This window comes from Ruminococcus flavefaciens 007c (genome assembly GCF_000571935.1).
Lineage (GTDB): Bacteria > Bacillota > Clostridia > Oscillospirales > Ruminococcaceae > Ruminococcus > Ruminococcus flavefaciens_F.
Genome location: NZ_ATAX01000009.1, coordinates 1 through 24,503, shown reverse-complemented (window position 1 = coordinate 24,503; position 24,503 = coordinate 1). Strand labels below are relative to the sequence as shown.

At 48.2% G+C, this 24,503-nt stretch carries 16 protein-coding genes and 1 tRNA gene; 7 read left to right on the top strand and 10 right to left on the bottom strand.

Features of this window, described 5'->3' with window-relative positions; translation table 11 throughout:
• The first annotated feature begins 36 nt into the window (after window positions 1-36).
• From scfB to RF007C_RS02850, 4 genes are all read left to right on the top strand, one after another.
• Window positions 37-1,404, top strand: a complete 1,368-nt coding sequence (gene scfB, locus RF007C_RS02865) for a thioether cross-link-forming SCIFF peptide maturase (RefSeq protein ID WP_037297087.1) — start codon at window positions 37-39, stop codon at window positions 1,402-1,404.
• Window positions 1,405-1,587: 183 nt separating this feature from the next.
• Window positions 1,588-2,382: a helix-turn-helix transcriptional regulator gene (locus RF007C_RS02860; RefSeq protein ID WP_037297086.1), complete on the top strand. Its 795-nt coding sequence runs from the start codon at window positions 1,588-1,590 to the stop codon at window positions 2,380-2,382.
• Window positions 2,383-2,649: 267 nt separating this feature from the next.
• A complete protein-coding gene (locus RF007C_RS02855; RefSeq protein WP_019679126.1) occupies window positions 2,650-3,708 on the top strand; it encodes a M15 family metallopeptidase in 1,059 nt (352 codons plus the stop codon).
• A 96-nt stretch (window positions 3,709-3,804) separates the two neighbouring features.
• Window positions 3,805-5,454, top strand: coding sequence for a peptide ABC transporter substrate-binding protein (locus RF007C_RS02850; RefSeq protein ID WP_242836262.1), 1,650 nt, complete (start codon window positions 3,805-3,807; stop codon window positions 5,452-5,454).
• 127 nt (window positions 5,455-5,581) lie between these two features.
• Here the strand turns inward: RF007C_RS02850 and RF007C_RS02845 are convergent, their stop codons facing one another.
• The 7 genes from RF007C_RS02845 to RF007C_RS02815 all read right to left on the bottom strand — a co-directional run bounded on the left by RF007C_RS02845 (window position 5,582) and on the right by RF007C_RS02815 (window position 13,290).
• Entirely contained in the window at window positions 5,582-6,835 is a 1,254-nt protein-coding gene (locus RF007C_RS02845; RefSeq protein ID WP_037297084.1) for a bifunctional folylpolyglutamate synthase/dihydrofolate synthase, read from the bottom strand.
• Between the two features lie 114 nt (window positions 6,836-6,949).
• Window positions 6,950-7,693, bottom strand: a complete 744-nt coding sequence (locus tag RF007C_RS02840; protein WP_037297083.1) for an SDR family NAD(P)-dependent oxidoreductase — start codon at window positions 7,691-7,693, stop codon at window positions 6,950-6,952.
• A 64-nt stretch (window positions 7,694-7,757) separates the two neighbouring features.
• Window positions 7,758-8,060 (bottom strand): Dabb family protein, encoded by a 303-nt coding sequence (locus tag RF007C_RS02835; protein WP_019679130.1) that lies wholly within the window; start codon window positions 8,058-8,060, stop codon window positions 7,758-7,760.
• A 5-nt stretch (window positions 8,061-8,065) separates the two neighbouring features.
• Entirely contained in the window at window positions 8,066-8,569 is a 504-nt protein-coding gene (locus tag RF007C_RS02830) for a GNAT family N-acetyltransferase (RefSeq protein WP_037297082.1), read from the bottom strand.
• Window positions 8,550-9,410, bottom strand: coding sequence for a hypothetical protein (locus RF007C_RS02825; protein ID WP_037297081.1), 861 nt, complete (start codon window positions 9,408-9,410; stop codon window positions 8,550-8,552). The genes RF007C_RS02830 and RF007C_RS02825 overlap by 20 nt, the downstream gene beginning before the upstream one ends.
• Before the next feature lie 74 nt (window positions 9,411-9,484).
• Entirely contained in the window at window positions 9,485-10,912 is a 1,428-nt protein-coding gene (gene pyk, locus RF007C_RS02820) for a pyruvate kinase (protein WP_037297080.1), read from the bottom strand.
• Window positions 10,913-10,932: 20 nt separating this feature from the next.
• Complete coding sequence (locus RF007C_RS02815) at window positions 10,933-13,290, bottom strand: ATP-dependent helicase (RefSeq protein WP_037297079.1); 2,358 nt, start codon at window positions 13,288-13,290, stop codon at window positions 10,933-10,935.
• Between the two features lie 399 nt (window positions 13,291-13,689).
• Here RF007C_RS02815 and RF007C_RS02810 point away from each other — a divergent pair, with 399 nt between their 5' ends.
• From RF007C_RS02810 to RF007C_RS17950, 3 genes are all read left to right on the top strand, one after another.
• Window positions 13,690-15,321 (top strand): vWA domain-containing protein, encoded by a 1,632-nt coding sequence (locus tag RF007C_RS02810; protein ID WP_037297078.1) that lies wholly within the window; start codon window positions 13,690-13,692, stop codon window positions 15,319-15,321.
• Between the two features lie 200 nt (window positions 15,322-15,521).
• Window positions 15,522-15,597, top strand: a tRNA-Gln gene (locus RF007C_RS02805).
• Window positions 15,598-16,052: 455 nt separating this feature from the next.
• On the top strand, window positions 16,053-18,065 hold the full coding sequence (locus RF007C_RS17950) for a dockerin type I domain-containing protein (RefSeq protein WP_037297077.1): 2,013 nt from the start codon (window positions 16,053-16,055) through the stop codon (window positions 18,063-18,065).
• Between the two features lie 80 nt (window positions 18,066-18,145).
• Here RF007C_RS17950 and RF007C_RS16840 read toward each other — a convergent pair whose 3' ends face one another.
• The 3 genes from RF007C_RS16840 to RF007C_RS16255 all read right to left on the bottom strand — a co-directional run.
• Window positions 18,146-20,680, bottom strand: a complete 2,535-nt coding sequence (locus tag RF007C_RS16840; RefSeq protein ID WP_037297075.1) for a carbohydrate-binding protein — start codon at window positions 20,678-20,680, stop codon at window positions 18,146-18,148.
• Window positions 20,681-20,866: 186 nt separating this feature from the next.
• On the bottom strand, window positions 20,867-22,765 hold the full coding sequence (locus RF007C_RS02790) for a DUF6020 family protein (RefSeq protein WP_037297073.1): 1,899 nt from the start codon (window positions 22,763-22,765) through the stop codon (window positions 20,867-20,869).
• A gap of 260 nt (window positions 22,766-23,025) precedes the next feature.
• Window positions 23,026-24,503, bottom strand: a 1,478-nt coding sequence (locus RF007C_RS16255; protein WP_242836261.1) for an alpha/beta hydrolase-fold protein, incomplete at its 5' end; no start/stop codon positions are given.

Below are 24,503 nucleotides of genomic sequence, written 5' to 3'. Positions count from 1 at the left end.
ATGCTGCCTCATATTTTTTGAATAGAGGGTACAGATATGATACATAAGTACAAGCTTAACGGACTTAATATAGTCCTTGACGTAAACAGCGGCGGAGTTCACATCGTGGACGAGCTCACATATGACCTCCTCGACAATATTGAGCCGCCCTTTGAGGCAGAATGTCCGCAGGACGTTATCGACAAGCTCTCAAAGTCATATCCCGAGGAGGATATACGCGACTGCTACGGTGAAATAATCGAGCTCTACAATGATAAGATACTCTTTTCAGAGGATGATTACGAGAAGTACGCTCAGTACTCCGTAGCTTCTCCCGTTAAGGCTATGTGTCTTAATATAGCTCACGACTGCCAGCTCAGATGCAAGTACTGCTTTGCGTCCACAGGCGACTTCGGCAAGGGCAGAAAGCTTATGTCCTTTGAGACAGGCAAGCACGCCATCGATTTCCTGCTGGAAAATTCGGGCGATCGTCCAAATCTGGAGCTTGACTTCTTCGGCGGCGAGCCACTTATGAACTTCGGCGTGGTAAAGCAGGTGGTAGAGTACGCAAGAAGCCGCGAAAAGGAGTATAACAAGAAGTTCCGCTTCACTATCACCACTAACGGACTTCTTCTTGACGACGAGAAGATAGACTTCATAAACCGCGAGATGTCAAATGTCGTACTCTCTATCGACGGAAGAAAGGAAGTCAATGACTATTTCCGCGTTCTTCCCAACGGACAGGGCTGCTACGATATAATCATGCCAAAGTACAAGAAGCTCGTTGCAGGCAGAGGCGATAAGGAGTACTATGTAAGAGGCACCTTCACAAATAAGAACCTTGACTTCTCAAAAGATGTATTCGCCCTTAATGAGGCAGGCTTCGACCAGATCTCGGTAGAGCCTGTTGTGGGCGATGATGACATATACGCTCTTACGGAAAAGGATCTCCCTGCTGTATTTGCAGAGTACGAGAAGCTTGCGCTTCAGCTCCTTGAAAACGAGAAAAAGGGCAAAAAGTTCAATTTCTTCCACTTCATGCTGGATCTCGACCAGGGGCCCTGCGCTATCAAGCGTCTCAGAGGCTGCGGCTGCGGAAACGACTATGTAGCTATAACTCCCGACGGAGATATCTTCCCGTGTCATCAGTTCGTGGGTATCGATGAGTACAAAATGGGCAATATCGACGAGGGCACCTTCGATCAGGAGATGAAGGCCGACTTCGCAAGGGCTCATGTATACTCAAAGCCCGAATGCCGCGAGTGCTGGGCAAAATTCTATTGCAGCGGCGGCTGCAACGCCAATAACTACCAGTATATGGGCGATATAAGAAAGGCTCATAAGATCTCTTGCCAGCTGGAAAAGAAGCGCCTTGAATGTGCTATCATGATGAAGGCTGTCAAAATGGCGGACAGCGCCGAATAATTCTGTAAAAAAAGGGGCATTGCCCCTTTTTTTATGCCCTGATCTGATATGAGATGAACCTTTGTACAGGCATCGGCAGGGCGAAAATATGATAAATAGGCAAAAAATACTTTTCAGGGCTTGCATTTTTGTCCAGTTTATGTTATAATTGTATATATCATCATTGATTCGGGGGGGGAGAATATGAAGATAAATCACATTGAACTCAATTGCAGGCGCAATACCTCTTTCGGCGGTGAACTGGGCGCCGATCCCGTCTTTATATTCTTCAGGACTCCTGTTATCTACATGGAAAACGGACAGGAGATGTATACCTCGGACAGCTCCGCGGTGCTCCTCACCAGCGGATATAAGTCCACCTTCCGCCCGCTGAAGGGCAAGTCTGTACGTTACGATCTGGTCAGCTTCAGGACTTCTGCTGCTGACAGACAGTATATCGCCTCCATGAATCTCCCTTTGGACAGACCTGTGGAGCTGAAGGACGATTTCGTAGTCTCAGGTGCGCTGCGCTCGATGAGATCACAGTCCATGCACAGAGGCAGACATTTCAGTGAGTTCATGGAGCTTTCAATGCGCATAATCTTCATCGCCATAAGCGAGGCCGCAGAGTCACTGCCTGCTTCTCCCGAGGAGAAGATACCGCGTTATGCCGAGCTGAAAAAGCTGCGTACCGCTATATATGACGATCCCGTCAATACCTGGTCCATCGAGGAGGTATGCGATGATATGCAGATAAGCCGCACATACTTCCACAGGCTCTATTTTGAGGCTTTCGGAGTCACCTGCCGTCAGGACGTCATTGAGAGCCGTCTGCTGAAGGCCGCCGATCTGCTGAAAAATACGGGAAAGTCGGTCACGGAGATAGCCGAGGCCTGCGGATATGACAGTGAGTCGTATTTTATGAGACAGTTCAAAAAGCACAAGGAGTGTACTCCTTCCGAGTTCAGGAGGAGAATAAATTCGGGTGAAATCAGTTGACTTTTGTGGGCAAATATGACTGCATTAGTACACAATGTTCAAAATTAAATGAATTATTAGTGCAAAAAATCAAAAAAACACTTTACAAGTACAAAAAATTGTGATATAATACATTATGAACAATTTATGATACGGAGATCATCTGGGGAGCAATTTTGGAAGACATTGCACGAAAGTGCGATCCTATATGCGCAGGCAGCTGTTCCTTCTCGGGAATAAAGCTGTCCGGTTCTTTACCGAATAATCTTTAAGGAGCGATTTCTTTTTATGACTAACGGAGATAAACGCAGAAACCGCAGCAGAGACAGATCGTCCAGACGCTACAAAGTCAGATACGACAGACTCGTTGCGGTAGCCCTTGTCCTTGTTGTTCTTGTAGTTTTGCTTACTTCATGCTATAAGAGCTGTTCCGGAAAGGGAAAGAACAAAAACTCCGCTACATCGGCACAGACTACAGTTTCAGACAATACTCAGCAGTCGTCAATCGTGGATAACCTGGAATCAAGCAATGAAACAAAAACGCTGATAACAGGAACTCCCGGTGCATCAGCGCCTTCTGAGGCTCAATACACTACGGAGATACATAATGCTTCGGATATTAACCGCGGAAACCTCGTCCTCGTAAATTCCGAGCATGAGTATAAATTCATTGAAGGCGATACTGAATTAGTTACACTCTTTGATAACCACGACGATTCACATTACCATGTAAGCGATTTGGTAACAAAGCTGGATTCAGAGACTCTTACTCAGCTCAATGCACTCATGGACGGCTTCTATGAGGCTGAGAGCAATTCTGATATTTATGTTATAGGCGGTTACCGAACCATTGAGGAACAGAATGACAAGTACTACAACGGCAATTCTCAGTTCCAGGGCGGTTATTCCGACTACCACACAGGAAGGACCTTTGATATAGGTATCTTCCCGACTGACGGCTCAAGCTCGGGCTATTATTCGCCTACCGGCGTTTACGGCTGGATAGACGAGCACGCTGCGGAGCACGGCTTCGTAGTCCGTTTCCCCGAGGGCAAGGACAATTCTACGGGCGAACGTCAGAGAGCCTATACATACAGATATGTGGGAGCGCCCCATGCTGTATATATGAAGCAGAACAATCTCTGCCTCGAAGAGTATATTACCAAGCTCAAGGAGCATACTAAGGACAGCCCTGTTGAGGTAACAGTGGGTAATAAGCTTTATAATATATACTATGCTGCTGCAAATTCCACAGGCGATACAGAGGTACCTGTTCCCGCAAACAAGACCTATACCGTTTCGGGAAATAACGTTGACGGCTTTATCATCACCGTCAGCATGAATTGAAGCTGAATGTCCCCCGTCTTTCGGGGGGCATTATTTGCTATTGGGAGAATGACGGCTGTATATAACGGCTGCAAAAGAACAGGAATGGAGAAAAAAGTGAGAGAGAAAAGGATCATTACTCTGGCTGTATGCGCTGCCTCGGTCATAGGTTCTGTGACGGGCTGCGGAAACAGCGATAAAAAAGGCGGTGGCGGCGGTCATATGTACAGTGCCGCACTGGCAGGCAATCCCCGCAGTCTGGATCCTCAGTTCGCTACGGATCCGTCTTCGGCTACGGTCATAAAAAATCTGTACAGCGGACTTATGATGAAGGACGAGAGCGACAATATCATATGCTGCAATGCTGCGGACTATAAGGTGTCGTCGGACGGCTGCGTATATACCTTCAACCTGAAGGACGACAATTACTGGTTCTTTGATAAGAATGACGACGATAAGATAGATGAGGACGAGTATTATCCTGTTACCGCTTACGATTATGTTTTTGCATTCAGAAGGCTTCTTGATCCGAATATGCACTCACCATTCGCCAGGGACTTCCGCTGCCTGAAAAACAGCGGCAGAGTTGCTGACGGAAGCTATGCCACCCATTCTCTCGGAGTTGAGGCAAAGGATAACCATACCCTTGAATTCACCCTTGAGGCTCCCTGTGCGGAGTTCCTCAGCCTGCTTACTACTCCCGCTGCTTTTCCGTGCAATGAGGAGTTCTTTATAGGCACCAAGGGAAGATACGGCCTTGATGACAGATCGGTCATGTCCAACGGCGCCTTCTATGTGCGTCAGTGGTTCTATGATCCCTACGGCAGCAATAATATCCTTTATATGCGCAAGAACGAGGTCAACGAAAACGACTCCTATAGCATACTGCCTTCCTATGTGAGCTTCTCCATACAGGACGATGAGGCAGGAGTGAGACAGGCCTTCAAGGACGATGAGGCGGAATGTTTCCCCACTATGAAAACCGGCGGATATAACCCTAAAAAGTACAAGATAACAGGCGAGCAGGCTACTACGCTGGGACTTGTCTTCAATCCCGATGATAAGCTGTACTCCAATCAGGACCTGCGCAGAGCAGTTGCGCTGTCACTGGACAGAGAAGCTCTCGGTCTGGACGATAACAGCGACCTGAGGGCAGCTTACGGCATTATCCCTCCTGCTGTGGATATTGTGGGAAGAAGCTACCGCGACCTCGCCTCAGACAGACAGTTCGATATCTTTGATCCGCAGGCGGCTGTCGGGCTGCTGGAGAAGTCCAAGGAGGAGCTGAAGATAAAGTCCGTGGACAGCGTGAAAATTATCGTGGACGCAAGCACCGTGGATTCGAGATACCTCCATATCCTTTCACAGAGCTGGCAGGATAGCCTGGGCATATACATCGGTATCGAGGATCTTACCTCTGCCGAGTTCAGGGAAAGGATCGACAGCGGCAATTACAGCATAGCGCTCTATCCTCTCAGGGGAGACTTCAACAGCGGTATCGCTTTCTTTGACAGGTTCGTTACCGAGAGCTGCCTTGCCGGCGCTTCAGGCGGTGCGGACTGCTCTGCGGATATTATAAAGTGTCCCACGGTCAATGAGCTGGTAAACAGCTATACGGCTGCTGAGAAGCTTATACTCGAAAAGAACGGATTTATCCCCGTTTTCTACAAGAGCTCATACCTTATAGCAAAGGACGATAACGACGACATTATCTACGACCCTTTCACAGGCTCTATAGATTACAGAATCGCAAGAAATTACAGCTGATAGTCACGGGAGTTCTTCCGCGGAGTCGGCATAAAAAAGTATCCTCAGGAAGGATACCGATACAGAATTAAAGCCCCGGAGCAGTTTGAATATGCTTCGGGGCTTTATTATTGTGATTTAAGTCTTTTTAATCCATGCTGTTCAGATATTCGCTGGCAAGATAAAGGGAACCGCATATTACGGCTACTCCGTCATTTTCACGGGCGAGAGCCTTTGCTTTTTCTGCGCACTCGGCAAGAGTGCCGAACTCAGCTTCTGTCCTGAATGAGGCTATATCCGCAATGGTCTCTGCGGAGACTGCGTTGGGAGCAAATCCGTCAACTGCAAAGAATTTATCGGAAAGTCCCGATATAGTCTTTACACATTCTATATAGTCCTTGGAGTCTACCATGCCCATGACAGTATATATCTTCTTGCCTCTGGTGCTCAGATACATCAGCATCAGCGACAGCATACCCACTCCCGCAGGATTGTGTCCGCCGTCCACTATCACCGGGGGCTCGCCGTCTATGTACTGAACCCTTGCACGTACCTGCGTAGTCTCGACGGATCTTATCATGGCTCCGTCGCTTACGGAAAAGCCCTTGCTTCTTAGGTAAATGCAGGCAGTTATTGCGGTCTGTGCGTTGTATTTCTGGTGTATACCTGCCATAGCAGGCCTGAGCTTTATGCCTTTGTACATGAATGGTGAGAAGAGCCCGCCGTCAGCCGACGGGGGACAGTCCTCGCAGGGAATGAGCTCCGCGCCGACTTTTTCCGCAGTCTCACGGACGAGCACCTTAACGCTTTCGGGATTGTCCTCGGAGAGAACTACTGCTGAGCCGTTCTTTATTATGCCTGCCTTGTGGGAGGCTATCTCCTCAACGGTATCGCCTAAAAGGGCTGTATGATCGAGGGATATGGAGGTTATCACTGACAGTAGCGGCGGCGGTATCACATTGGTTGAGTCCAGCGTTCCGCCTATACCTGTTTCAAGCACAACTATGTCGCAGCCCTCGCGCTCATACCACAGCATAGCGATGGCCATTGTTATCTCAAACTGAGAGTAGGCCTCGTCGTCAATGCGTTCCTTTACGTAGTCAGCGATCTCGCAGAGGGACTTCTCGTCGATCTCGTCGTCGTTTATGCGTATCCTGTCGGTGTAGCGCAGTACAAACGGGGAAGTGAACTTTCCGGTTTTATACCCCGAGAACTGCAGTGCATTGGCAATGTATTCCAGAGTGGAGCCCTTGCCGTTAGTGCCTGCGATATGGACGAATTTAAGCCGCTCCTGCGGGTCACCCACACGCTTCATAAGCTCCCTTGCGCGGGAGAGATCGGTTATACGTCCTCCCGATTTGGTATAGGAGTTTATGAAGCTCATACATTCTTCGATGTTCATGGTTTCTCCTTAAAATAAGTAATACTATTCTAAAAATGGGATTCCAAAGGGAGTATATTCCCTCTGGCAGGTTTGGGCAGAGTTCCCCAAAAACACAAGGCGTTCCATAATATGTTAATATACCCCTGCCTGCTTTTCAGCCCTGGCAACGGCTTCTTCGAGAGTCATGCCCGTAAACTCCTGCGCAGAGAATATACGTCCGCACTTCTTGTCGTCGATGAAAGCTCCCACCAGTATGCCGGGGAGTGCGCTCTCGGGAGAATTTGGAGCCTTTGGTCCGCCCAGGTCTGTTCTGCACCAGCCGGGGTCAGTAAGGCTGAGAGTAACGTCCGTACCCTCGTAGTTCTTGCCGAGGTCGCGCGTTACCTTGTTGAGAGCTGCCTTTGCTGCGGAGTAGCCCGCCTGCTCGGGTTCGAGGTCGATACCGCTGGTGGTATTGACTATGCGTCCGAAGCCGCGTTCCTTCATCTGCGGCAGGAAATGATAGCATATCATCATAGGAGCTGTAGTGTTTATCCTGAAGCTTATGTCGTAATCCGATGCGGGAGTTGCAAGATAGTCTTTTCTGTATGCTATCTGGAGTCCTGCATTGTTGAGTATTATGTCAAGCTTTGTGCCCTTTTCGTCAATGGTGCGGCACATTCTGTCTACCTGTTCCATGTCGGAGAGCTCTGCTGTCACAACGTAGGCGTCAACACCGAGTGACTTTACTTCGCTGAGAACCTTTGCGCAGTGCTCCTCGGTGCGGCTGTGGAGCACCAGATTACAGCCGAGCTTTGCCATGAATACAGCCGAAAGATAGCCGAGTCCGCGGCTTGCTCCTGTAATGAGCGCCCATTTGCCCTTAACGTTAACCATGTTTTTCCTCCTTTAAAGGTAATATTATATGCAGCTCCCATGCTGCGTGTCATGGGAGCTGTTATCAGTATTCGTAATCTATGCAGGCTCTGTCGGTTCTTACCGAACCTATGAACTTACCGAATTCAAGGTGTGCTGGGTGTACCTGATAGGCGTTGAGGTCGTCAATGCTGTCAAAATCGCAGAGAAGTGAGATAGTGTAGTTGCTCTCGGGAGCTTCTTTAGAGTTGATGACAACCTCGCCCTTTTTGAGCTCTTTGACATTGGCGATAACGTTGTCGAAGCGCTTCTGTGCTTCGAGAGCGTTCTCGTATTCGCTTCTGCCGTCAGCTTCCTTTAATTTGAACATTACTATATGTTTTATCATGATAATTACCTGCTTTCATATTTTTTGGATTTGAATTTCTTCTTTCCGTCATAGCTTGAATATTCACCATAGCCCACAAAGTGCAGACCACATTTTTCGATAACGTGCGCGGAGGCAGTATTTTCTGCGGCACATTCTGCTTTCAGCTTAACATTTCCGTATCTGCTGCGGACAAGCTCTATCATGGCAAGAGATGCTTCCGTAGCATAGCCCATGCCCCAGCAGTCATAGCGGAAGTTGTAGCCGAACTCCCAGAAACCGTCATCATGAAGCCTTATACCGCCCGAGCCTATGAGCTTATTGTCGCTTCTGCGGACAAAGCCGAACTCAAACTGAGTATCAGTGGATTTTACAGTGCGCAGCCATTCTTTGGTAGTCTCCACGCTTTCGTGGGTGGAGTATATCATATATTCTGCGACTCTTTCATCGCCTGTCCACTCAAAGGCGGCATCTGCGTCGTCGAGAGTGAGCGGACGGAGTATAAGGCGGTCAGTCGTTATCGTCGCCATTATCATTTTCCTCGTCATCATCGACATCTGCGGGAGTAACAATTCTTTCGAGCTTTTCCTTACGCTCGAACAAAATAAGCGGCATAAGAATGATTGCTGCTGCAAATATCAGGCTTCTTATACTTTCATATTTTGCGGCTGAGTTGGAATAATTCAGATAATCAAGGAAACCGCCGTCAGAACTGCTCTGAACTTTGTTAATATAATAATTGAAATAAAAATCGAAGAATATATCAGATATCGCGGCGGTAAGAGTTCCCACCCAGCCTGCAACAGCCTTGAGGTCACTCTTTTCCTGCAATTCGTAGATAAGGCACGTCATCAGGACAAGTTCCACGTAATAAATGTTATGGAACTTCAGAATCAATGCTCCCGTAACCATGATACCTGTCATTACATAAGCATAGATAAGAAGTGAATTCCACTTTTTCCATTTTATCTTTCCGAACATCGTAAGAACAAGGACTATTCCTGCTGTTATGCCGAGAACGAACAGCAATGTTCCGAACAGAAAATTATAAAGAACTGATACGTCACGGATGGATGCGCTTATATAGAAGCTTAAATTTTTTACATAGCGAAGATTATTGTCTGTGCAGAAATTTGCTGCAAGTGAGCTGATCACAAGCAGTTTCGACCATGTTTGGTCATATTTGCGTGTTATTATGACAATTGCAAGGGCAACTGTTGCAAAAAAAGAAGGAAATGCAAGTTTCAGAGCCGCTTCTACTGTTTCTGCATTCTGACAAGAATAAAGTTCCTGTATTATCAATAAAGATGGTCTTATCATCAGTATTGCAATGATGATCTCGAATATCCTGCTTCTTTTCTGTACTGTCATTTTTATTTTTCCTCCATATCATGTTACAAAAAATATTTTACGCCTTTTTGCAAAGGCGTAATTACCCCATTTTATTATTTACCGCCTATTTTCTCAACTTTCATAAGATTGGTGGTGCCCGATACCCCAAGGGGCACACCTGCGGTTATAGCTACAAGGTCGCCGTCCTCAACAAGCTGATGGGACTCGGCTGCCTCAACTGCTGCTGCAAAGAGGTCGTCGGTGTTGGTCTTTTCGTCTATAATGAACGGTATAACTCCCCAGCTCATGTTCATCTGGCGGCATACCACTTCGCTCATGGTGCAGCTGATAATAGGACAGCTGGGACGGTACTTGGATATAAGTCTTGCTGTCTGTCCGCCGAGAGATACTGTGATTATAGCCCTTGCATTGAGGTCGTGAGCGGTAGTTACCGTAGCGTGAGCGATGGCTTCTGCCACTGTGCCGTTCTGATCTGCGCGGCGTGAGGAGAAACGTGCCTTATAGTTTATGTTATTCTCTGTGGTCTCGGCGATGAGAGCCATTGTCTTTACGGCCTCCACAGGGTAAGCGCCCGCTGCGGTCTCGCCGGAGAGCATTATAGCGCTTGTGCCGTCGTAGAGAGCGTTGGCAACGTCTGTTATCTCCGCACGGGTAGGACGGGGATTTGTTATCATTGATTCCAGCATCTGTGTGGCTGTGATGACCTGCTTGCCTGCGTTGTAGCCCTTCTTGATAAGGGACTTCTGTATTGCGGGTATCTGCTCGAAGGGTATCTCTACGCCCATATCTCCGCGGGCGACCATGATGCCGTCGGCAGCTTCAAGTATCTCATCGATGTTCTCAACGCCGTCGGTATTTTCTATTTTAGCGATGATCCTCACATCGAACCAGCCCAGGCTCTGAGTGAACTTTCTCAGATAGTTTATATCCGCAGCAGTGCGGACGAAGCTTGCCGCTATGAAGTCAAAGCCCATTTTCGAGCCGAATTCCAGGTCGTCCATGTCTCTTTCGCTGAGGTAGGGCATGGAGAGCTTTACTCCGGGCACGTTGATACCTTTATTATTGGAGAGAGTTCCGCCGTGTACTACGCGGCATACTATCTCGGTGGTGGTTACCTTCTCGGCAATGAGCTCGATAACACCGTCGTTTATGAGTATACGTGTACCCATGCTCACATCGCGTGGGAGCTTCTTGAAGCTTACGCTTCCGATCTTGTCATCACAGAGCACATCTTCTGTGGTGAGAGTGTATGTATCGCCGTCGTGTATCTCCACGGGCTTATCGTCCACGAATTTACCCAGACGGATCTCGGGGCCCTTTGTGTCAAGAAGGGTAGCTACGGGGAGATCAAGTTCCTTCCTCAGCCTTTCTATGACGCGGAAGCGCTTTTCGTGAGTCTCATAGTCTCCGTGTGAAAAGTTGAAGCGTGCAACGTTCATTCCTGCGAGCATGAGCTCGCGCATAGTGTTTTCGTCGTCGGTAGCGGGACCGATGGTACAAACGATCTTAGTCTTTCTCATGATTTATTCTCCTTATATTTTCAGAGCTTTTTGAGCTTGGCGTAATTTGCCATGATCTTCTTTGTGCCGACTTTATCAAAGGCAATCTCCAGCATCGAATCGTTTGCCATTGGCTTTACGGACACGATGACACCTTCGCCGAATATGCTGTGGGAGACCTTTTCTCCCGGGGTATATGTGATTGCTTCCTTGGGGGCAGCTGCTGCCTTTTTGGTTCTTGCAAGCTGCTGCTGCAAGGTCGCTGAGCGGACCTCTGTCACGGACTTGTCGGCAGCTTCAAGCTGCTGCTTCAAGGCTGCGGCGTTGTCGTGCTTTTCCACCAGCTCGCTGCCTATCTCTTTCATAAAGCGTGAGGTTACGTTGTGCTGAGTCTGTCCGAAGAGCATACGCTGTCTTGCATTGGTGAGGTAGAGGCGCTTCTTTGCACGGGTGATAGCCACATATGCAAGGCGTCTTTCCTCCTCCATATCGTCCTCGCTGTCGAAGCAGCGTGAGCTGGGGAAGATACCGTCATCCATGCCTATTACGAAGATATTATCGTATTCCAGTCCCTTTGCGGAATGGATGGTCATAAGAGTCACCTTGTCGTCGCTGCCGTCATCGCGGTCTGCCTCGGTATAGAGAGCGACCTCTTCGAGGAAGCCGCCGAGAGTAGGTTCCTCCGCCTGTTCCATGTACTGTACCATGGATGTGCGGAGCTCCTGAACGTTTTCTATCTTGGTATCGGCATTCTCAAGAGTCTTGAGGCTGTCGAGGTAGCCTGTCTTGTCAAGGAGAAGGTCAAGGAACTCGTCAAGGGGGAGCTCCTCTGATTTCTCGGTGAGCATCTCGAACATCTGGTATGCGTTTTTCAGCGCAGTGACCTTCTTGGAAAGGGGAGCGTACTCCTCGCAGTTCTTCATGACCTCAAAGGGTGATATTTTAAGGTCTCGGCTGATGTCCTCGATGACTGCCAGAGTTGAATCGCCTATGCCGCGCTTTGGCTCGTTGATTATACGTCTGAAGCGGAGCATATCGTTGTGGTTATTTATAAAGCTGAGATAGGAGGTAACGTCCTTTATCTCCTTGCGGTCGTAGAAGCGCATACCGCCGTATACCCTGTAGGGGATGCCGCATTTTACCAGCATACGCTCTATGGAGTTGGACTGTGCGTTCATGCGGTAGAGCACAGCATTTGCGGAATATTTTCCTGTCTCCTTATAGGAAGCAAGTATGGTATCGGCTACGAATTTAGCCTCGTCTGTCTCGTCCACAGCCTTGTACCAGTACACCTTATCGCCCTGCTCGCCGGAGGTCCAGAGAGTCTTGGGCTTGCGGCTGTTATTATGGCTGATGACAGAGTTCGCAGCGTTGAGTATGGTCTGTGTGGAGCGGTAATTCTGTTCGAGGCGAATTACCTTTGCACCCTCGAACTGCTCCTCGAAGCCCAGTATATTCTCGATATTTGCGCCGCGGAATTTATATATGCTCTGGTCGTCGTCTCCTACTACGCAGAGATTTCTGTGTCCGCCGGAGAGGAGCGAGACCAGTTTGAACTGCACGTGGTTGGTGTCCTGGTATTCGTCCACCATTATGTATCTGAAGCGGTTCCTGTACTTTTCCAGCACCTCGGGGAACTGCTCGAACAGCTCCACTGTGAATACGAGGATATCGTCGAAATCCAGGGCATTTGCAGCTCTCATGCGCTCCTGATAGAGGGCATAGAGCTTTGAGATCATCTTTTTGCGGTAATCCTGTCCCGCATCGGCACGCATTTCCGCAGGAGTTATCATTTTGTCCTTGGCAAAGCTTATCTCGCTCAGTACAGCCTTGGGTGCAAGCTGCTTTTCGGATACGTCCAGCTCGCCCATGACGTTCTTTATCATTCTCTGGCTGTCGTCGGAGTCATAGATAGTGAAGTCCTTTCCGTAGCCCAGAGCTTCTATCTCGCTCCTGAGTATTCTTACGCAGGCGGAATGGAAGGTTGAGGCATGGATATTCAGAGCCTCTTCGCCAAGCATGGCAGAGAGTCTCTCCTTCAGTTCGCCTGCAGCCTTGTTGGTGAAGGTTATGGCAAGGATATTCCAGGGACGGACGGGATCGACTGCCACTGTGTCGCGCAGTGTGTCAAAATCGTCTGTCTTTCCCTCGGCATAGTCTCTGAAGAAGGCGATATCATCGCTGCTGCCCTCACGTGAGGTGTCGAAATAGGCGTTTCCGAAATTTATAAGATTTGCAATACGGTTAACGATAACAGTAGTTTTGCCGCTTCCTGCTCCTGCCAGCACAAGCACAGGACCGTTTACGGTAAAGACAGCCTCCTGCTGCATTTCGTTCATACGGCTGAAGTATTTCTTCAGCGCTGCCTGTTTTGCTGAATTGTAAGAATTAGTTTCCATAACATGATCTCCATATACGCATTGATGTGATGTAAAAGCATATCCCCGATATACTTTTATAAATAATCCGATTAATATTCTATTTTTTCTGTTCAGATACTTATATTATATCACATTAATCATATATTGAAAAGACCTCGATGGAATTTTTTTGAAATTTTAGTTGATATTCTGCACAGACAAGTCAGAGAAAAGTGTCAGATAATTGTAATCATTTCAATAAATTGTAATGAAATGCAATAATCGGGTAAGAAAATATAGACTAAATCGTAGCAGAACTGGCATTTTCCTGTTATTGTAATAGGCGCTGATAGGGGGTATAATTAGAGTACAGAAAAGGTACGGCGAAGATGCCGTATACGTTATCTTGTCCGCAAGGACATTAAAGGAGGAAGTATTATGAGTACTAAGCTAAGAAGTATCACAGCAATGGCTGCTGCATGCACATTGATTATGGGAGCTGTCTGCAGCTGCGGCAGCAGAAAGGAGTATGCACCAAAAGGCGATTATCGCAAGGACGAACATAAAAATAATAATGTTATCGAACAGCCAAGAGATGAAGAACCCGAATGTTACGAAGGAGCTTGTGAGAGCCCCGTTTGGGATCAGCCCGTGGAAGTTTCTCCCGATGAAAGCTATAAAGAATATATAGAAGGAGGCTTCAAGGATCCCAAGGCAGAACCCCTCTCAACCTTTTCTGCCGATGTGGATACAGCTTCATTCACAAATGTGCGCAGACTCATTGAAGACGGAGTTATTGTTCCCGAGGAAGCAGTGCGTGCGGAGGAGTTCATAAATTACTTTGATTATGATTATCCCGATCCCGAGGAGGGAAGGATATTCGGTGACTATGTCGAACTGGCAGACTGTCCGTGGAACTCAAGAAACAAGATCATGATGATAGGCATACAGGGCAGGAGAATGGAGAAAAAAGAGCTTCCTCCCTCAAATCTGGTGTTCCTCATAGACTCTTCGGGTTCTATGGCTTCATACGACAAGCTGCCCCTTGTTCAGACTGCTTTTTCAATGCTGGCCGAACAGCTCACCGTAAATGATAGAGTATCAATAGTTACCTACGCAGGAAGCTCCGATACCCGTATTTCAGGTGCTTCAGGCAAGGATAAGGACGATATCCTTGAGGCGCTCTATTCCATAACCGCTTCAGGCGGCACCAACGGCGAGGGCGGCATAAACAAGGCTTACAAGCTGGCCGAGAAGTACTTTATCGAGGGCGGAAACAACCGTGTTATCCTTGCTACAGACGGCGACCTTAATATCGGAGCAAGCTCGGTGGATGAGCTCACAGAACTCATTGAGTCCAAGCGCGATAAGGGTATATACCTTTCTGTTCTCGGATTCGGAACAGGCAATCTCAAGGACGACAGAATGGAAGCTCTTGCTGATAACGGAAACGGCAATTACAGCTATATCGACTCGGTCGAGGAGGCTCAGAGAGTACTTGTCAAGGAAATGAACGGGACCCTTTTCACCATTGCCAAGGACGTAAAGGTGCAGGTCGAGTTCAATCCTTCACAGATAAGCAGATACCGCCTTATCGGTTATGATAACAGGCTCATGAATGCAGAGGACTTCTATGACAATACCAAGGACGCAGGCGAGGTCGGAGCAGGCCACAGCGTGACAGCTCTCTATGAGGTTGAGCTTGCTGGTTCAGGCGATACATATCGCGGCGTTCCTCTGGAATTTGCATCCGAGCATCCCGAAGAGCTAGCGGCGGACACAGGCAGGAGCGAGCTCTGCAAGCTCTCCGTAACGTATAAGCCTGTTAACAGCAATGAGGACATTTATGAGTCTCAGCTCTTCGGTATGGAAAAGTATAACTCTGTTCCATCTGACTCCCTTAAGCTTGCTTCAGCAGCTGCCGAGTTCGCAATGCTTCTGAAGAACTCGGAGTACAAGGGGACATCAAGCTTCGGCCATGTTTTCGATACCGCCTTTGAAATGGATGATAACGAGAAGGCACAGGAGCTTTACGAGCTTGCATGGAATGCAGAAAAGCTGTACAGGTGATACCGCCGCTTCTGTGGCGTTGATATAAAGGCAGATTAAAGAAAGAAAAGTGTATTTATATGCGAAGCAGCAGCTCCCGGGATCGGTCATTTTATCCCGGGAGTTGTTGTATTGTTAAAAAATAAAAATATATATCATGCTATTGACATTTATATAAATAGGTGATATAATAATAAAGCTGAATAATTCAGTCCATATATTGGGGTGTCGCCAAGTGGTAAGGCAGCGGACTCTGACTCCGTTATTTCGAGGGTTCAAATCCTTCCACCCCAACCAGTAAGCTCACGCAGTTGCGTGAGCTTTTTTGTTGTCCAGACAGATAAGACTGCCCTGTTGTTACGGGGGGCGGACAAGTTCGCGTTTCACTTTATGTGAAGCGCATTTTTTATCTTAACATGATGCGGCTATCGGCATCACTTCATATTCACGAGCCGAAAGCAACGCAGCTGCGTTGTTTTGATAAAGTCAGAGAAATTACTGCTTCGGAGCCGACCTCTCCCAACATGGCCGCAGGGCAGTACATGGCTGAAAACAGAAGAAAATCTGACAGAAAAAAGTATTGACACAGCCGGAAGATTATGATAATCTGTAATTAAAGATGATGGCAGATTTCCGAAAGGATAATTGTAAACTGCGGCATCATAGGTTATGAGATTATCGATATGAAAAACAATGTAAAACTTTTCCTGAATAAATCACGCTTTGATGAAAGAGAAGGGAAGTAATAGAATATGAGCAGAAAAAAATGCAGGATTTCAGGAATTATTGCAGCTTTCATGGCTGTGCTGATACCTCTGACAGGCGCAGCCGATATGTGTTTTGCCGAAGGAGCTGCCGGGAGCGGAGCAAAGACCTCGGTACTGACTGATACGGCGGCGGATAAGCCTAAGGGGGACTACGGCATCAAGCCTGTAAATGTCAATGCCACAACTTTTCCCGATGCTAATTTCAGATCTTATGTCTCAAGTGCTTTTGATAAAGATAAAAACGGAACACTGGATGCTGATGAGATATTGAGAGCGAGAAACGTCTGGTGCAACGGAATGAATGTCAAGTCCTTGCAGGGCATAGAGTATCTTACCGAACTGCGCGGGCTTTATTGTATGAACAACCAGATAAAGACCATGGATCTCAGCAAAAATCAGGAGATCACAGGTATATGGTGTTCTGACAATCTCTTTACGTCGCTGGATTTCTCAAATCTTCCTACTCTGGAGTGGGTATATTGCTACAACTGTAATCTGACATCGCTGAACGTCACAAAGAACCCTAAGATGTCATACATTGAATGCAATTCCAATCCTCTGAAGAAGCTTGATGTAAGCCATAACCCCGTACTCGAGCATCTTATGTGCGGTGACTGTGAGCTCACCGAGCTTGACCTGAGTCACAATCCGAATATGCAGCATCTGGATGCTTTCAGAAATAAATTCAAGACACTTGATGTTACTTGCTGTCCGAAAATGAAAAGACTTAATGTCTGGGATAATCATGAACTGGGAAGCATTGACGTTAGCAAGTGTCCCGGATTGCAGTATTATAACTGTTCAAATAACGGTGCTACCAGTATTGACGTAAGCAGCAATCCCGAGCTGAACAAGCTCAGCTGCTCATACAATGAGCTTGAAAGCCTTGATCTTTCTCACAATCCGAAGCTTGCTTATCTGGATTGTATGCAGAATCATCTCAAAGGGCTTGATCTGTCGTATCACCCGAATTTACGTTTCCTGCAGGCGTTTATAAATGACTTTACCGAGCTCGATATAAGCCACAACCCTTACCTTATAAAGGCCTACAACGAGGGCAAAGACGAGGATATATGGAATTATGGCAAATTCCATGCCTGGACAATAGATTACGGCGGAGATACTTCTACCGGCAAGGATAATATATTCTTCATCGCCTTTGACAACAAGGTCACTCTGAATGCGGAATCAAACGGTTCTTTCCCGGCATATGACGATAAGGATGACGAAATAACCGACACGAAAGATCTTATCACACGTGAGAGCGTAGTGCAGACGCTGTATGAGATGGCAGGCAAGCCAAGCGTCAGCGGACTTAAGTCCAGATTTACCGATGTTGAGCCGGGCTCATGGTATGAGGACGCCCTGCTCTGGGGTGAGAAAAATGCACTCTGTCTGGGCTATCCCTATGTTGTTTCCGATACATTCGGTGTAGGAAAATGGATATCAAGAGAAGACGTTGCTCTCATGCTTATGAGATATTCTGAGTTTATGGGCTATGAAAGAGCCATAGACTTCGGCAGAAGCGACGATTTCATGGATTATTACGATGTGGATTTCGACCATTGGGAGGCAATATGCTGGGCCTGTACATGGCATATCATCGAAGGCAAGGGAGAGCCCGGTGCGCCCAAGTCGGAGCGCAGGATAGATCCTCACGGAAAAGCCACACGCCAGGAACTTAAAGAGATGATCGCAAGACTGTATGAAGTGAACAGGATAGATGCACCGATGCCTGTTCTCAGCTGTTCTCTCGGTGATGTAAACGGTGACGGAAATGTAGACGCTGTGGACGCTTCTGATGTTCTTGCGTACTATTCGAAGGTATCCACCAGACAGGACGGCGGCTACGGCAAAAATCAGCAGACAGCGGCAGATGTGGACAAAAACAGCCTGATAGATTCCGTAGATGCATCCGAGATACTTTCGTACTATGCCTATGTCTCCACCGCAAAGGGCGATGTTATCTCCATGGAAGCTTACATGGAAAAGAAATGACGCACCGAAAAGCGTATTTTACAGTATAATATCCGAAAAAACAGTCGTAAGGACATAAAGCCTTACGACTGTTTCTGTTTTCAGGTATTGTTTACTATCATTTTCCTGAGTCTTATAACGTCAAACACATCTGTTGCTCCGTCGCCGTTGACATCTGCTGATACAGACTGCTCCTGAGTGAGCTCTTCTTTTTTGAGTATGTATTTTTGCAGCAGTACAAGATCTGCCATACCGGTGATACCGTCTCTGTTTATGTCGCCTGCCGGGTATTGCTTTTCGGCAGGTAAAGCCATGACGATATAATTCACGCATTTGTAGGTCTGTCCGTTGCTGCCGAGGGAGATATTTTCGCCTGCCCTGACGTCCTTTATATACATCATAAATGTAACATCGTTATCCGATCTGCACAGCGTCCTCATCAGCGTGTAATCGCTGAGCCATTCGGGAACATTTTCCACTCTGCTGTCCAGACCTACATACAGGGACATATCGCTGCCTGCGGTAAAGGAAGCCGCTTCGCCTGTGGTGCCCTTTGCGTCGCAGGAGGTAAGGAGTATCTCCGCTCCCTCAAGATTAGACTGGAGTTCGGCTATCCTGAATTCCCTGTCGCCGAATATGAAAGAGCCCACAGCTGCATTTTCCCCTATCTGCCATGAATCGGGATTTGCCTGCGCCGTCACCTGAACATTTTTGAATAGCTTTCCGCTGATGGGCAGCTTATCTTTTCCGAACTTGAATGAGCACAGATTTACGAGATATTCGCTTTCGCCCTTGAATACCATATACAGGTCATGAGTACCTGTTATTGTCTTGATATTAGTCTCGAATGTATGATAATCATTCAGCGATTTTGTGCCGCTGTAATCTATGACTGCTGCAGGAGTTCCGTCCATACTGTCAAGATAGAGTTCGATCTTTGAAGGATAGCCGCCCATCCATCCGCTGAAAGAATTTGCTCCGCTTCCAAAGTTTATTCTGCTATACTTTACCCAGTCGCCGTCAGAAACAAGAGCTAAATTATTTGATCTGCCCGAATATTCCTCGACGATTATGCCTTTCTTATCCGAAAACGAATCGGCTTCTATCTTCTCAAAGGCTGATACAGCAGAAACCGGTGTGAAATTTCCGTCTGTGGGAGACAGCTTCACAACGCCCTCGGGGAAGGAATTCACAGTAAGGTCGTTGATGTAATACTCGATATTCATATATCCCTGACCGCAGTAATCTCCTGCATAGTCCTCTGGATCATTGGGATCAAGACCGCGTTCCAGCTCCCAGCTGTCGTCCATGCCGTCGTTATCGGCGTCTGTTATCTCCTTTTTTGTAACAGCGGAGGGATAGCTGTAGGTCACTCCGCACTTGATATTGTATTTATTGAGATTGGCCTCGGAACCGTCGTAAGCGGCGGTACCGCTGCACTGTCCCGTACCGTTTTTTGCATCGCTTGCGCACTGTCTGTCAATGGCTGTCCTCTTATCGGGAGAGATGCCGTTGCCTGCGAAGCTTATAACGTGGTCATAGGAGGCAGCTGCACTTTCAGCGGTATTTGCTGTGGATATGTTCTCGCCGTCTATATTGATCGGGAAGGAAGAAGCGCTGTAAAGGTCGTTCTTTGATATGCCTATGTCGTCCTTTACGGTGACTCCCGACCAGTTGTCATTGGTTATGCTGTGTAAGGAGCCGTCCTTATTGATAAGGCGGTTGCCTGCGCAGTAGACCTTGAAGTTCTGCGGCTTTGTGGTGCTGTCCACGTACATCCAGTGATAGCCGCCTGTTGTGGAGCTGCCTGCCTTGAGGGTATTGTTCACATAGTTCAGATGGCCGATAGTTCCGTAGGCGGTCTGATAGCCCCAGTCATAGATGATATTGTTTGTGAAGTCAGCGGTGTACTGGTCGGGCACCTTGCCGCGGAAATTTCTGGAAACATTGTGGATAATGAGGTTGTGGTCAAAGGTCAGGTCGCCCTTTCCCATCATTATACCGAAGCCGTGGAGGCCTTTCTTGTGGCCGCCCCAGGAGTCGGCAGGACCAAGTACGGAGTACTGCACGGTATAATTGGTATTATTGGAGTAAAGCCCCCATTGCTCGTCGGTGGTCCAGCCCATGGAGCAGTGGTCGATGATGGAATTGGAGCCCTTTGCTCCTCCCCATGCGTCGTTGCCCGAGTCGGTGGCCGCATAAGGTCCCGGGCGGGAGCTTATATAACGGCAGATGATATTATCCCCCGACATACCCATCTTGTAGTTTTTGAGCGTGATGCCCGAACCTCCGGGAGCAGTCTGGCCTGCTACGGTGACATTGCCCGAACACAGGATATTTCCTTTTAATTCGATAGTGCCGCTTACGTCAAAAACCACTATCCTTCCCGATTTGCTTACCGCGTCGCGGAAGGAACCCTCACCGCTGTCATTGAGGTTGGTAACATGATAGACCTCGCCGCCGCGGCCGCCTGTGGCGTATTTTCCTCCGCCGGCAGCTCCCGGAAAGGCGGGAATACTGCCTGCCGCATAAGCGTTCAGAACAGGTCTGCCCGAAGGAGCAGCAGAAGAAGCTCCCGAAAAGGCAGTCAGGATACCCACAGCCAGAGCTGCCGATCTTTTGATCTTCTTATTCATTTTAATATCCTCCCGACAAATGTCAATATTTTCTATATTAACATTATACATGATATTGCGTAATTTTGCAATGAAAAATAGTACTTTTTTACTGATATCAGCTGTTTTTTTAACCTCTGACTTACTTTCCGAGAATAAAAAAGCCTTCCGTCCACCGCAGCGGAGCAGGAAGGCTTTTTCTATGTATTATTGTTCAGTGCTTTCGGGATGGTCTGTGAGCTCTTTTGCGACTTCTTCGGCTTCATCCGTATCGTCATGGACTTCAGCGGTTACCTTCACGTCTGTGTTTTCGGAGATTTTTTCCTTCACTTCAGATGCTTCGGCGCATATTTTTGTATCCATGCACGGGATAGCGCAGAACAGCGGCATTGCCGTGAAGAGACAGTAGATATACCTGAATTCGGCGTGAACGGGAGTAGCGGCCAGAAGAGTGAGCCATATTGCCATAACAGGGAGATAAACGAGGAATACCGAGCGTCTGTGCCTTCTCATGGCGGCTCCCGTCATGAAGAGGAACACCCATACTCCCATGCCTATGCTCCATACAAGTCCGAGGAAGGGCGTTTCAATGTAGGAATTGATATAGAAGGTAAGGGTATCGGTCATAAAGCCTGCTTTCGATTCGGGCTTTATGTCAAATCCCTCCGTGAAGCAGGAGGTGGACGTTACCCAGTACTGTATATCGGGGAACCAGTAGCCGCTGGTCTGGTTGATATATGCCCTGAAGTATTTTTCGGGGTATGCCATTCCGAGATCTGCCCACAGCTTCAGGAATTCCGACTTGTGCTCGGCGATATACTGCTGATTGTTCTTTTCCCTTATGAGGTCGTGGATAGGATTGGATATGAAGTATGTATACATATCGTCGATCTTGTCGATCTCTATGACCTTGCTGAGGAGCTCCTTCTGTTCAGGGGTAAGGTTATTGGGATTTGCAGCCACAGCAGCTATCTGCTGATCGGGTATGGAAAGGGGATCAATGACATCTCCCGGCTCCACGTTCATTGCCTTGTAGACAGGACCGTTTATTATTACGGCAGCTGCCAGTGATGCAGCCATTACCGCGATAGTCAGCTTGCTTCTGCGGAAGAATACGAATATACTTCCGATGAGCAGGAGGGGATAGGCGTAGAGACCGTTGCTTCTCATAAGGCACATAGCTACGGAGAAAACGAAGAGTATCACTGCCTCGGCAGCTGATAAGCGGAACTTCTTCTCTTTGCACAGCAGTCTCCAGATGAGGGCGGACATTACGGCGATAATTCCGCCGAACCATACGTCCTTCCACATGGTCACGCTGTACATACCGTGGTAAACGGGTATGCAGTAGAAAAGCAGAGAGCCTATGATAAGGCATTTTTTTGCCTTGAATTTATAGAGAGTCTCGATGAGGTATGCAAAGCAGGCTGAAAGGAAGAGCTGCTGTGTAACTGTGCAGACGAGGACAGCTCTTGTATCGTCGCCGAATATGAGCTTTCCGATATTGAAGGTCAGTCTGATTATAAGAGTGTGGAAAACAGGGTGGTGGTTATTCAGCGGTTTCAGGCCTGCTGCCTGCTGGAGCTGCCATATGGAGTCCTCAGTCATAACCGCAGGATAGGAGTAAAGCAGGAACGGCAGCCACATTATCAGCATTACTGCCATTGAGCCGAAAAACACCTTGAGCTTGCTTTGGGCGGAGGGTTCGGCTCTGTCCGCAGTCAGCGTAATGGTTTCCAGCTTCTGAAGCAGTACAAAGCATAAAGCCTCATAGAAAAAGAAGAACATAATAAATGTGGCTATGAATGGTGAGAACTGCTCCAGCTTTGAGAAGGTTGGCTGTATCTGCTCCTGTCCTATGAGCGCAGAGCCGATGGTGAACAGGGAGAACAGTGCTCCGCATATGGCAGAGGACTTGGTGAAACCGTTTCCGCGGGAGTATCTTTTCCTGAAAAGCGGGAACATCAGCAAAGCGAACAGCAATGTGAAGTGGCTTGAGCTTTTGAGGCAGAAGTACTGTGAAAAGGCAACAGCGCCCAGTGCAGAAAGCAAATATGGGAGCCATTTCAGGTCGGCGAGTGTTTTAGGACTGTTTTGATTTTTCATCTGTTTAACCACCTTTTATATTGATAAAGATCCCGCAGGAACTCTGCTATACAGAAAATATAAATTAATTATAGCATATAATTAATGACATTGCAATGTACCGGAGAAATACAGCGGTATAAAATAAAAACCTCCCGCGGCTTTTCGGCCGCAGGAGGTCTTGTTTTGCACTTTAGCGGGAGTTTCCGCATCTGTCCGCAGAGGATCAGATGCTCAGGTCAGGAAATATCCCGTATCAAATGTGAATATATATCAGCAGATCATGAAACGCCGGGCATATAGCTCTCAGGGAGTGCCGAAACAGAACCGATGAGGAACTTCTGGATTGCAAGAGCGTCATCGCTGGTAAGACCTGCGCCTGCCTCGCAAACATCGGCATTGGATCTGCCCTGTGAAGAGATGCTGTACTTATTGGGGTTAGCAAGTGCCTGCATGATGAAGATAGCATCTGAAAGGTCAACCTTGCCGTCGCCGTTAGAGTCGCCCCACTTGGAAACCTTAGCGTCGATCTCCTTCTTGGTGGGTATGCTGGGAGTTACGCTGCCGGGATCAACTGTACCGCCGCCGAAGCCGCCCTGGCCGCCCCAGCCCTGGCCGCCCTGACCGCCCCAGGGCTGGCCGCCCTGACCGAAGTCGAAGCCGCCGGGAGTTGTTGAGCCGCCGGGAGTTGTTGAGCCGCCGGGAGTTGTTGAACCGCCGGGTGTTGTAGAACCGCCGGGTGTTGTTGAACCACCGGGTGTTGTTGAACCGCCGGGTGTTGTAGAACCGGTCTCGTTAGACTCGGTCTTGAAAGCGTATCTCATGAATGTGTAAAGATGAGGCTTTACGGATTCAGCACCGTGTCCGCCGCCGGGGATGGACTGGTAAACGTGCTCAACGCCGTTTGTTGTGAGTGTATCGCTGTATTCCTTGGGGAATGTACCAACAACTGAGTCGTTTGTACCGCCTGTTATCATAAATACCTCAGGCTCGGGACCTACGTCTCTGAACTTCATCTCACTGGGCTTCATACAGCCGGGATGAGTCATGAACATATCTGTTGCAGGTGTGATTCCGGGAGCGGGACAAGCACCGCCTACATAACCGAAGAGGTCAGGACGCATAAGACCAATGTAGATAGCCTCTCGGCCTCCCATTGAGAATCCTGTGATAGCTCTGTTCTCACGGCCTGTCTTTACGGGGTAATTAGCCTCGATGAAGGGGATAAGGCTGTCGGAGATATCATAGAGGAAGTTGTCGTATGCAGCGCAGGTCTCCTGGTTGATACCGAAACCGCCGCCGCCGTTGCCGTTCTTGCTTGTGTACTGGCTGGGAAGAACGATGATCATTTCCTCTGCCTTGCCGCTAGAGGTAAGACCTGCAAGGAGCTCCTGAACGCCCATACCGCTTACCATGCTGCCTTCGTCACCGCCGATACCGTGGAGAACGTACATAACAGGGTACTTCTTGCTGGGATCATAATTAGGAGGAAGAACAACGTTACAGCTCTTTGTTCCGCCTGTGAATTTACAGTTATAGGTCTTCTTCTCGACCTTGCAGCCGCCGCTCTTCTCGGAGCCGGCAGGAACTGTTGTGGGCATATCATTCTTGATCTTAGCGTTAAGGCCTGACTTAGCGTTACCGCCGTTGCCGGGATCGCTGCCGATATTGCCGCCGCCGCCTGCAAATCCGCCTGCGAAGCCGCTCATATCGCCGCCGCCGAAGCCGCCCTGGCCGCCCCAGCCCTGGCCGCCGAAGC